Raw genomic sequence first — 11,196 nt, 5'->3', positions numbered from 1 at the left:
GGCGGAGTTCGTGCGCGGCGCGCGCATCGCGCCCGGCACGCGTCTCGGCTGATGCCCCGCTACAAGCTCGTCATCGAATACGACGGCACGCCGTTCTGCGGCTGGCAGCGCCAGACCGCGGCGCCCACGGTCCAGGGGGCGATCGAGGCGGCGGTGACCCGCTTCTCCGGCGAGCAATCCCGGTTGACCTGCGCCGGCCGGACCGATGCCGGGGTGCACGCCATCCATCAGGTCGCCCATCTCGACCTCGTCAAGGATTGGCGGGCCGACACGGTGCGGGATGCGCTGAACGCCCACCTGCGCCCCCGGCCGGTGGCGATCCTCTCGGCCGAGATCGTCCCGACGAGCTTCGATGCGCGTTACTCCGCGATCCGCCGGCACTACCGCTATCGGATCCTCAACCGCCGCAGCCCCGCCGCGCTCACCCGCGCCCATGTCTGGCAGGTGCCCTGGCCGCTCGATCCGGACGCGATGGACCGCGCCGCGCAGCGCCTCGTCGGCCTGCACGACTTCTCCGCGTTCCGTGCCGCCGAATGCCAGGCCAACAGCCCGATCCGGACCCTGGAACGGCTCGACGTCGCCCGCACGACGATGGCGTTGCACGAGGAGATCGTGGTGACGACCTGCGCGCGCTCGTTCCTGCACCATCAGGTCCGGGCCATGGTCGGAACGCTGATGCTCGCCGGCTGCGGCCGGCTCTCGGCCGACGACGTCGCCGACATCCTGGCCTCCGGCGAGAAGCGCCGGTGCGGGCCGCTCGCGCCGGCCGCCGGGTTGACGTTCGTGGGGGTGGATTACGCCTGACCGCGTATTCGAAATCGCGATTTCCGGCGGAAGACGGTTCGTGGCAACGGGGATCCTATCTCTCCCTTATCCTTAGGTGCCGGAGCGAAGCGGAGGCCTCGGAGGAGTCCTCCCGGGATCGCCGAGCCATCTGAAGGGCTCCTTCGAGGCCCGATGGCGCAATCAGGTCAGGATGAGGGCGGGATGGGAAGCCGGATCGGACCGGATCGGAACGCGCCGTCCGATCAGTCCTGTGCCGAAAAATACGCCTCCAGCACCCGTTCGTAGATTGCCGTCAGGCGGTCGAGATCCGCCACGGCCACGCATTCATCCACTTGGTGCATGGTCTCGCCAACGAGGCCAAACTCGATCACCGGGCAGGCATCCTTGATGAAGCGGGCATCGGAGGTGCCGCCGGTGGTCGACAGGGCGGGCGTCAGGCCGGTCTCGGCCCGGATCGCCTCGGAGACGAGATCCACGAAGGCGTCCGGCCGGGTCAGGAAGGCGGGTGCGTTCGAGGGCTGCAGGTCCAGGCTGAAGCGGATCGCGTTGCCGGCGGCCTGCTCCAGCCGCCCGCGGAGTTCGGCGCCCAGACTCTCCGCGGTCCAGTCGTCGTTGAACCGGACGTTGAAGGTCGCCCGGGCGGTCGCCGGGATCACGTTGGTGGCCGGGTTGCCGACGTCGATCGTCGTGAATTCGAGGTTCGAGGCGTCGAAATGCGCCGTGCCGCCGTCGAGCGGCTCCGCGACGAGCGCCGAGGCGAGCCGCAGCAGCCCGGGGATCGGATTCTCGGCCTTGTGCGGGTAGGCGACGTGGCCCTGGCGGCCCAGCACGGTCAGCTTGCCGGTGAGCGAGCCCCGGCGGCCGATCTTGATCATCTCGCCGAGCCGTCCCGGATTGGTCGGCTCGCCGAGCAGGCAATGGTCGAAGCGCTCGCCCCGGGCACGGGCCCAGTCGAGCAGCTTCACCGTACCGTTGACCGCCGGCCCCTCCTCGTCGCCGGTGATCAGGAAGGCAATGGAGCCGGCAAAGTCGCTGCCCCTGCGGCCCAGGAACGCCAGGGTCGCGGCCAGCATGCAGGCGATGCCGCCCTTCATGTCGGCGGCGCCGCGGCCGTAGAGCATGCCGTCCGCCACCGCCCCGTCGAACGGTCCGTGGCGCCAGGCCCCGTCGCCTTCCGGCACCACGTCGGTGTGGCCGGCGAACACGAGGCAGGGGCCGCGCGTGCCGATGCGCGCGTACAGGTTTGGCGTATCGGGATAGCCCGGCTCGGCGAAGACCGGGCGCTCCACCGAAAAGCCCGCTCCGCTCAATGCCTGCGCCACGATATCGAGGGCGCCGCGATCCTCAGGCGTCACGGAGGGACAGCGGATCAGCGCCTGAGCGAGCGACAGAGCGGATTGAGCGGCCGGCATGGGGCGTGTCCCGGGACGGATGGGCTGACGTTGCCCCTTACACCAAGTCGGGCGGTCCGCAGACGGGAGACCGACGAGAAGCTATCATCCGAGAACATTGCCGTTCGCGCAGCGCCTTTTCCCGGGCGTATGCAGCAGCAGCGGAATGCGATCCGGGACCCAGCACGAAGACCCGCGAAGCGTCCGCTAAATCATTCATTGTTGCCGCCTCGCGGCGCGTCCCCCTCCGGGGTCCCGGAGCACATTCCACTGACGGTCCAGGCGTCCGGGAAGGGGCGTGTCAGCTGTCCCGTCCTCGACCTGCCATGAACAAAGCCTAACGTCGGCTGCAAGCCAGCCGCCGCGGCGCCGTCACCGGGCCGCGGCGACTGGCGGGCCCGCCTACTTCGTCACGATCAGCTGCACGTCGCCGTGGCGGCGCAGCACCGAGACCGTGACGTCGTCGTCGTAGCGCTGGAACCGGATGTCCAGGCGCGAGTGACCCAGCTTGACGTTGTAGAGCGTCACGCCGTCGAGGAATCCGGGCAGGACCGGATTCTTCAACCGGACGCTGTTGCGGTCGTGGTCGAGTTCCAGGCCCAGGCAGGCGGCCAGGAACGCGAAGGGCGCTGCCGCGGCCCAGGCCTGCGGGCTGCAGGCCACCGGGTACGCCACGGGACCGCGCTGGCGCCGGCGCATGAAGCCGCAGAACAGTTCCGGTAGCCGCTTCTGGTCCTGGTAGAGCGAGGTGTCGAACATCCCCTGGAAGATGCGCGCCGCCTCGTGCTTGCGGTCGTAGCGGGCCAGCCCCATCGCGATCAGGGCGTTGTCGTGCGGCCAGATCGAGCCGTTGTGGTACGACATCGGGTTGTAGCGCGCCTCGCCCTTGGCGATGGTGCGCACGCCCCAGCCGTTGAAGCCGTCCTTGCCCAGGAGGGTCTCGGCGACCCGGGCGGCCCGCTCCGGCTTGGCGATTCCGGTGAACAGGGCGTGCCCGGCGTTCGACGAGCGCACGGCGCACTGCTTCTTGGAGCCGTCCAGCGCCAGCGCGTAGGTGCCGATCTCCTCGTTCCAGAACGCGGCGTCGAAGCGTTCGCGCAGGGCGGTGGCTTCCTGCGACAGGCGCTCGGCCATCGGATCGTGCCCGAGCAGCGCCGCGAGCTTGGCCATGCCGTTCTTGGCGGCGTAGACGTAGCCCTGCACCTCGCACAGCGCGATCGGGCCCTTGGCGAGTTGGCCATCGGTGTGGAAGATCGAATCGTGGCTGTCCTTCCAGCCCTGGTTCTCGAGGCCTTTGTCGGTGTCGCGGGCGTATTCGACGAAGCCGTCGCCGTCGCGGTCGCCGTACCGGTCCATCCATTCGAGGGCGAGTTCCAGGGATGGCCAGATCGCCTTGATGGTCTCGAGGTCACCCGTGACCGCGTAGTACTCCCAGGCGAGCATCACGAAGAGCGGCGTGCCGTCGATGGTGCCGTAGTAATGGCGGAACGGCACTTCGCCGAGCATCGCCATCTCGCCCCGGCGGGTCTCGTGCAGCACCTTGCCGGGCTGGGCGTCGGCGGCAGGGTCGACCGCCCGGGCCTGGGTCGCGGCGAGGTAGCGCAGGACGCCGCGGCCGAACTTCGGATCGATCCACAGCGCCATCATGGCGGTGATGATGCCGTCGCGGCCGAACACCGTGGAATACCAGGGGATGCCGGCGAACGGGTAGATCCCCTCCGGCGTGCGGCTCGCCAGCATGTAGAGGTCGGCCGTGGCCCGGCACAGGCCCTCGTTGAACTGGTCGTTCGACGAGATGATCGTGGTGATCCCCGCCGTCAGCTCGCGCAGGTCCCGACGCGAATCGCGATAGGCCCGGGCGAAGATCATGCCCTCGGCGAGGTCCTTCGGCTCGCGACGGGCGCCGCCGACATTGGCCGCCAGGGTCAGCTTGGCGGCCGCGTCCTCGCCGACCATCTCGGCGCCCGGGGGCTTCGTGAAGGCCCGGTGGGCCTCGAAGGCCACGCGGATGAACAGGGAGGCACGGCCCTCCGGCGGCAGGGACACGTCGAAGGCCACGCGGCCCGGCTCGATCACGTCCGGCTTCGGGCCGAAGTGGAGGGAGGTCGTGCGCACGATCTCATCGAGCCCGACATAGCGGAACTGCACCTCCCGGTCGCTCGCCACCAGGACGCCGCGCTTGCCGCGCTCCTTGCGGTCCGTCCCGCGCACCTCGAACAGGTCGCGGTAATCGGCATCGAACGTGATGGCGATGCGCAGGCGGCGATGCTTGGAATCGAACGAGCGCAGGCCGATGCGGTCGTAGCAGGCGCCCCGGAACAGGAACTTGGTGCGCTCGATCGCGATGGTCTCGCGCGGGATCGAGGTCTCGTCGTGGGCGTCGAGGCGGATGTCGGGCGTCGTCATGTCGACGCTGAGAGCGCCGTTGTCGTCCTGCATCACCGAGGACAGCATCAGCGGACGCTGGCCCTCCACCGTGAGTTCCAGGCGGGACAGGTACCGGGTGTCCTGAAAGTACAGGCCCTCCGGTCCGGGCTGGACGCCGATATCCCCGTAGGAATCCAGGACGCCGAACGCCTCGCCGAACTTCAGGGCCCGCAGCGGGCGCTCGACCAGCGAGGTGTGAGCCTCGATGTGGTAGGTCGGCAGCACATCGTCAGCGTCCTGGAAGCCAGGGGCTACCGAGACGGTGCCGCCCTGTGTCCGCGCGGTCGCGTCGTGGGCCGCCGTATTCTCCGCCGCCATGCAGAACGTCTCCGAGTGCGTGTGAGGGTACGAATCGAGAGGGCCGCCGCATCAACGCTGATGCGGCGGCCCTCGTGACCATTCGGATGAGGCGCCTTTACGACGCTAGGCCGGGCTGGCCGTCTCTCGCAAGCCCGATGCCGGATCTTAGGCCGGCATCGCGGCGACCGAGATGGCCGGACGCGCGGAGCCGTTGACGTCGCCGTAATGCGGCTGGAACCCGGACTTCTGCATCTGGATCACGTCGGCGCCCCGGGACAGGAGCTCCTCGTAGGCGGCGACGTACTTCTTGACCATGCACTCGGCGGTGAACTGGCTCTCGAAATGGCGGCGCACGCCCTCGCGGCTCATGGTCTTGACCTTGGCCACCGCGTTCACCGCGTCGTCCATGGTCTCGCACAGCACGCCGCTGACGCCGTCCTTGATCACCTCCGGCACGGAGCCGTTGCGGAACGCGATCACCGGCGTGCCGGCCGACATCGCCTCGATCATGACCAGGCCGAAGGGCTCCGGCCAATCGATCGGGAAGGCAAGCGCCAGGGCGTTGCCAAGGAACGCCTTCTTCTGCTCCTCATTGATCTCGCCGATGTACTCGACGAGCGGGTGATGGGTCATCGGCTCGATGACCTCGTCCCAGTAATCCTGGTCCGCCTTATCGACCTTGGCGGCGATCTTGAGCGGCGTGCCCGAGCGGATCGCCATCTCGATGGCACGGTCGGGGCGCTTCTCAGGGGAGATGCGGCCCAGGAACGCCAGGTAGCCGCCCGCAGCATCGGGGGTGTAGGGGCAATTCTGCGACGGCAGGCCGTGATGGATCGTCGCCAGCCAGTTGACGTTCGGCGGCATCGGCTCGCGCTGGTTGTCGGAGATCGACACGAGCGGCATGCCGGTGAACGTGCGGTAGACGGGCATGAAGTCCGGCACGTCGAGCCGACCGTGCATCGTGGTGATGCACTTGTGGTTCAGATCCTCGAACATCGGATACTGGAGCAGGTCGATGTGGAAGTGCAGGATATCGAACTCGTGCGCCCGGCGATGGACCTGATGCAGCATGGCCAGGTGGCTGGCGGTGTGATCCCGGTAGCCGAGCAGGCGCAGGCCCTCGGGCGTGCAGGCGGCGAGCTTGGCCGACGTCTCCGAATCGCCGCTGGCGAACAGGGTGACGTCGTGGCCCTGGCGGACCAGTTCTTCCGTGATCCAGCTGACGACGCGCTCGGTGCCGCCGTAGAACTTCGGAGGGACGGCCTCCGACAACGGAGCGATTTGGGCAATGCGCACGAAGTGTCTCCTGGTTGGCCGACTTTGACGAGAGGTCTAACTCTGCCGGCCTGAGCGGGACATGAATGAAACCGACGGCCAAGGTTATGGTTCCTGCGCCTGCAGGTTGTCTCGATAACTTTTGTGCAGCGCGGAAGCTGTCCCCGCATTCCCCGATGCGAGCCTGCTTCCAGGCTGTATGAGCGGAGGGCTGCGATGCCGCCGAAGCCGTTGCCGTGGCTTCGCGTTTCTGTCATAAGCCGCCCCGCGTCGAACCGCCCGGCCGATAGGGCTGCCGTGGCGGCTCGTGCTGCTCCACCAGAAGCATCATCGCGCACACCTCATCCGACCCTCACGGGTCGGCCTGGAGGGATTTTCGCGCAACGGAGAGCCAAATGCCCAAGCTGAAGACCAAATCGGGCGCCAAGAAGCGCTTCAAGATCACCGGCACCGGCAAGGTGATGTACGCCCAGGCCGGCAAGCGCCACGGGATGATCAAGCGGACGACCAAGCAGATCCGCAACCTGCGCGGCACCACGACCCTGTTCGAGGGCGATGCTGCCAACGTGAAGAAGTACTTCCTGCCGAACGCGCGGTAAGCCTTCGTCACCCGTTGCCACTGTCTTTCGTCGAAACCAGGAGATAACCGATGGCCCGCGTCAAACGCGGCGTGACCAGTCACGCGAAGCACAAAAAAGTTCTGAAGGCCGCCAAGGGTTATTACGGCCGGCGCAAGAATACCATCCGCATCGCCAAGCAGGCGGTCGAGAAGGGCATGCAGTATGCCTATCGCGACCGCAAGAATAAGAAGCGCACGTTCCGCGCCCTCTGGATCCAGCGCCTCAACGCGGCGGTCCGGGAGCATGGCCTGACCTATTCGCGCTTCATCAACGGTCTTGCGAAGTCCGGCATCGTCGTCGACCGCAAGGCGCTGTCGGAGTTGGCGATCCACGAGCCGGCGAGCTTCGCCGCCGTGGTCGAGAAGGCCAAGGCCGCCCTCCCCGAGACCACCGCCAAGGCCGCCTGACCTCAGGCCCTCGGCGAGACACAGGAAGGCGCGGCTCTCTCCCGAGAGTCGCGCCTTCTGCGTTCCAGGGGCACGGCCCTGACACGCGCACGCTTGCGCGACGGCGAACAACGCGCGAGAGCACGCCGCAACGGCGGCTCCGACAACCCTGCTCGAAGGCAGCGATGACCGATCTCGATACCCTCGAACGCGACCTCCTGGCTCAAGTGACGGCGGCCTCCGACGAGACGGCCCTCGACGCGGTGCGCGTCGCCGCGCTGGGCAAGAAGGGCAGCGTCTCGGACCTGTTGAAGACGCTGGGCTCGATGACGTCGGACGAGCGCAAGGAGCGCGGGCCCCTGATCAACGGCCTGCGTGACCGGATCCAGGGCGCCGTCACCGCCCGCAAGACCGTTCTGATGGAAGCCGCCCTGGAGGCACGCCTCGCCTCCGAGCGGGTCGACGTGACGCTGCCGTTGCGCGAGGCCCCGGAGGTCCGCGGCCGGATCCATCCGATCACCCAGGTCATCGACGAGATCACGGCGATCTTCGCCGACATGGGCTTCGCCGTCGCGGAAGGCCCCGATATCGAGACCGACGAACTGAACTTCACGGCACTCAACTTCCCGCCCGGCCACCCGGCGCGCGAGATGCACGACACCTTCTTCCTGGCGCCGGACCATGCCGGGAAGCGCAAGGTGCTGCGCACCCACACCTCGCCCGTCCAGATCCGCACGATGCGGTCTCAGACGCCGCCGATCCGGGTGATCATCCCGGGCCGGACCTACCGGCACGATTCCGACCAGACCCACACGCCGATGTTCCACCAGGTCGAGGGCCTGGTGATCGACACGGCGGCCAACATCGCCAACCTGAAGTGGGTGCTGGAGGAGTTCTGCAAGGCGTTCTTCGAGGTCGACGGCGTGAAGATGCGCTTCCGCCCGTCGTTCTTCCCGTTCACCGAGCCGTCGGCCGAGGTCGACATCCAGTGCTCCCGCAAGGGCGGCGAGATCCGCTTCGGCGAGGGCGACGACTGGCTGGAGATCCTAGGCTGCGGGATGGTCCACCCGAACGTCCTGCGCAATTGCGGCCTCGACCCGGACGCCGTGCAGGGCTTCGCCTTCGGGGTCGGCATCGACCGCATCGCCATGCTGAAATACGGCATGCCGGACCTGCGTCCGTTCTTCGACGCGGACGTGCGATGGCTCGACCATTACGGCTTCCGGCCGCTCGACGTGCCGAGCCTGATCGGCGGTCTGACGGGGTAGGGAGAGGTCGGGAGGCGGCGATGATGACTGAGAGCGAGATCCGTACGATCGCCAGCGAGATCCTTGCTCGGACGCTTGGAAGTTCCGGTTACGAGCGGGTCGAGGTGCATCCTGGCTTCGATCACTCCGGCGAGCCGTCCTTGTTCCTGAAAGCGGTCTTCAAACCCGGTTCCGGCGTTACTGACGGAGGGCGATTAAATGGGGCCAACGCCGATTTGCGGATGCAACTCTTGGAGCGGGGCGAAGATCGATTCCCCTATCTGAATGTCGAATATCCCGATGATGAGGTGTTAACGGATGACGAGTGTGGGAATCCGTAATGCCACGGCTCGGCAATCCCATCGTCTACGACCTTCTCGAAGTGGCCGAAACGCTAGCCCACCAGAGCGGTCGGATGAACTTGCGCAAGGCGTCGATGCGACGTGCGGTGAGCACGGCCTATTACGCCGTCTTCCACGGTTTTTGTTTCGTTTGCGCGAGTGTGATCGTCGGCTGGAGCCGAACCGGCGAATTGGAGCCCATCTACCGCATGCTCGATCATGGCCAAGCGAGGAAGCGTCTCACCTCCGCTGAGGCAGCCGAGATCGGACCTGTCGTGGCCAGGATCGGTGCGACCTTCGCGTTTCTCCAGGAGCGGCGTCACCTCGCCGATTACAGCCCTCCGGCCCTGCTCGTGAACAAGAATGAAACACTCGCGATCGTGGCTCGCGCCGGAGAGGCCGTGGAGGCTCTTGAGTCCCTGGGCGACGATCAACGCCGCAAGCTGGCCATCCTCCTCATAACGAAAGCCCGGCTCTCTTGAGCCGAGAGGTTACGATCGATGAAATTCACCCTCTCCTGGCTCAAGGAACACCTCGACACCGAGGCGTCCCTCGACACCATCGCCGAGACGCTGACGCGCATCGGTCTCGAGGTCGAGGGCGTCGAGGACAAGGCGGCCGCGCTCAAGCCCTACGTCGTCGCCCGGATCCTGACGGCCGAGCAGCATCCGAACGCCGACCGACTCCGGGTCTGCACCGTCGAGACCGGGGCCGGCGCGCCGATCCAGGTGGTCTGCGGTGCGCCGAACGCACGCGCGGGTCTCGTCTCGGTGTTCGCGCCGCCCGGCACCTACGTGCCCGGGAAGGCGATCACCCTCTCGGTCGGCACGATCCGCGGCGTCGAGAGCCACGGCATGTTGTGCTCGGGGGCGGAACTCGGACTCGGGGATGACCATGACGGCATCCTCGAACTCCCGGCCGATGCGCCGGTCGGCCAGGGCTACGCCCTCTATGCCGGGCTCGACGATGCGGTCATCGAGATCAACCTGACGCCGAACCGTCCGGACTGCACCTCGGTGCACGGCATCGCCCGCGACCTCGCGGCGACCGGGATCGGCACCCTCAAGCACGAGGCTGCGCCGGGTGTGCGCGGCGAAGGCCCCTGCCCGGTCGAGGTCGACCTGTCCTTCGCACCCGAGGATCGCCGGCTCTGCCCGCTCTTCGCTCTGCGGCTCGTGCGGGGCGTGAAGAACGGTCCGTCGCCGGCCTGGATGCAGGCCCGGCTGCGGGCGATCGGTCTTCGGCCGATCAACGCGCTCGTGGACATCACCAACTACGTCACCTTCGATCGCGGCCGGCCGCTGCACGTGTTCGACGCCGCCAAGGTCTCGGGTCATCTGACGGTGCGGCGCGCCCAGGAGGGCGAGAGCCTGCTGGCGCTCGACGGGCGGACCTACCCGCTCACCGACGACGCCGTGGTGATCGCCGACCAAGCCGGCGTCGAATCGATCGCCGGCATCATGGGCGGCCAGGCCTCCGGCTGCGACGAGACCACCACGGACGTGCTGATCGAATCGGCCCTGTGGGATCCGGCCAACATCGCCCAGTCCGGGCGCCGGCTCGGCATCATCACCGATGCGCGCTACCGGTTCGAGCGCGGCGTCGACCCGGCCTTCACAATCCCCGGCCTCGACCTTGCCACGCGCCTCGTGGTCGATCTGTGCGGGGGCACGCCCTCCCAGGCGACGATCGCCGGCGAGCCGCCGGAGGCGGAGCGGATCATCGATTTCCCTTGGACCGAGGTGCGGCGCCTGGCCGGCATCGAGCTGCCGCGAATCGAGATTAAGCTGATCCTGGAGACGCTGGGTTTCCACATCTCCGGCACCGGTGACCGGGTGAAGGTCCTGACGCCGTCCTGGCGGCCCGATGTCGAGGGCAAGGCAGACCTGGTCGAGGAGGTCATCCGCATCGCCGGCCTGGACCGGATCGAGCCGAAGCCGCTGCCGCGACTTGCCGGGATCGGCCGGCCGCTGCTCACGGTCATGCAGAAGCGCACCCGGACGGCCAAGCGGGCCCTGGCGAGCCGCGGACTGATGGAAGCGGTGACCTGGTCCTTCGTCCCGCATTCCGATGCCGAGCTGTTCGGCGGTGGCGGCGCCGACCTCGTGCTCGCCAACCCGATCGCGTCCGAACTGTCGGACATGCGCCCGAGCCTCGTGCCGGGCCTGCTGCGGGCGGCGCAGCGCAACGCCGACCGCGGCTACCCGGACGCGGCCCTGTTCGAGGTCGGCCAGTGCTTCGCCTCGGACGAGCCGGAAGGGCAGAGCATCCGCGCCGCCGCCGTGCGCCGCGGCAGTGCCACCCTGACGGGCGCCGGGCGCCATTGGGACGGCGCGGCCAAGACCGTCGACGTGTTCGACGCCAAGGCCGACGCGCTGGCCCTGCTCGGCGCCCTCGGCGTGCCGACGGGGGGCCTGCAGGTG

General features: G+C 67.9%; 10 protein-coding genes. 7 read left to right on the top strand and 3 right to left on the bottom strand.

From position 1 onward, the window contains the following. Positions 1-51 precede the first annotated feature (51 nt). Positions 52-804 (top strand): tRNA pseudouridine(38-40) synthase TruA, encoded by a 753-nt coding sequence (gene truA, locus FV228_RS10275; RefSeq protein WP_147854532.1) that lies wholly within the window; start codon positions 52-54, stop codon positions 802-804. Positions 805-1,028: 224 nt separating this feature from the next. Here the strand turns inward: truA and dapE are convergent, their stop codons facing one another. From dapE to FV228_RS10255, 3 genes are all read right to left on the bottom strand, one after another. Next, positions 1,029-2,198: a succinyl-diaminopimelate desuccinylase gene (gene dapE / locus FV228_RS10265; protein WP_147854531.1), complete on the bottom strand. Its 1,170-nt coding sequence runs from the start codon at positions 2,196-2,198 to the stop codon at positions 1,029-1,031. Between the two features lie 381 nt (positions 2,199-2,579). Continuing rightward, on the bottom strand, positions 2,580-4,922 hold the full coding sequence (locus FV228_RS10260; protein ID WP_147854530.1) for a glycogen debranching N-terminal domain-containing protein: 2,343 nt from the start codon (positions 4,920-4,922) through the stop codon (positions 2,580-2,582). A gap of 147 nt (positions 4,923-5,069) precedes the next feature. After that, complete coding sequence (locus FV228_RS10255) at positions 5,070-6,200, bottom strand: glycosyltransferase family 4 protein (RefSeq protein ID WP_147854529.1); 1,131 nt, start codon at positions 6,198-6,200, stop codon at positions 5,070-5,072. Between the two features lie 374 nt (positions 6,201-6,574). Between FV228_RS10255 and rpmI the strand changes: the two genes are divergently transcribed. From rpmI to pheT, 6 genes are all read left to right on the top strand, one after another. After that, positions 6,575-6,778 carry a 50S ribosomal protein L35 gene (gene rpmI, locus FV228_RS10250; RefSeq protein WP_007561407.1) on the top strand — a complete coding sequence of 68 codons (204 nt, stop codon included), beginning with the start codon at positions 6,575-6,577 and terminating at the stop codon, positions 6,776-6,778. Positions 6,779-6,828: 50 nt separating this feature from the next. Beyond that, a complete protein-coding gene (rplT, locus tag FV228_RS10245) occupies positions 6,829-7,206 on the top strand; it encodes a 50S ribosomal protein L20 (RefSeq protein WP_007561402.1) in 378 nt (125 codons plus the stop codon). A 164-nt stretch (positions 7,207-7,370) separates the two neighbouring features. Then, the gene (gene pheS / locus FV228_RS10240; protein ID WP_147854528.1) at positions 7,371-8,453 is read left to right on the top strand and encodes a phenylalanine--tRNA ligase subunit alpha; all 1,083 of its coding nucleotides are present in this window, start codon (positions 7,371-7,373) and stop codon (positions 8,451-8,453) included. Between the two features lie 20 nt (positions 8,454-8,473). Further along, a complete protein-coding gene (locus FV228_RS10235; RefSeq protein WP_147854527.1) occupies positions 8,474-8,773 on the top strand; it encodes a hypothetical protein in 300 nt (99 codons plus the stop codon). After that, positions 8,773-9,255 (top strand): hypothetical protein, encoded by a 483-nt coding sequence (locus FV228_RS10230; protein WP_147854526.1) that lies wholly within the window; start codon positions 8,773-8,775, stop codon positions 9,253-9,255. The genes FV228_RS10235 and FV228_RS10230 overlap by 1 nt, the downstream gene beginning before the upstream one ends. Before the next feature lie 18 nt (positions 9,256-9,273). Continuing rightward, positions 9,274-11,196: phenylalanine--tRNA ligase subunit beta (gene pheT, locus FV228_RS10225; protein ID WP_147854525.1), on the top strand; the 1,923-nt coding region annotated here is incomplete at its 3' end.

The sequence above is a fragment of the Methylobacterium sp. WL18 genome (assembly GCF_008040015.1).
Taxonomy (GTDB): domain Bacteria; phylum Pseudomonadota; class Alphaproteobacteria; order Rhizobiales; family Beijerinckiaceae; genus Methylobacterium; species Methylobacterium mesophilicum.
The sequence above is the reverse complement of the archived record's forward strand: the minus strand, read 5'-3'. Positions and strand labels throughout refer to the sequence as shown.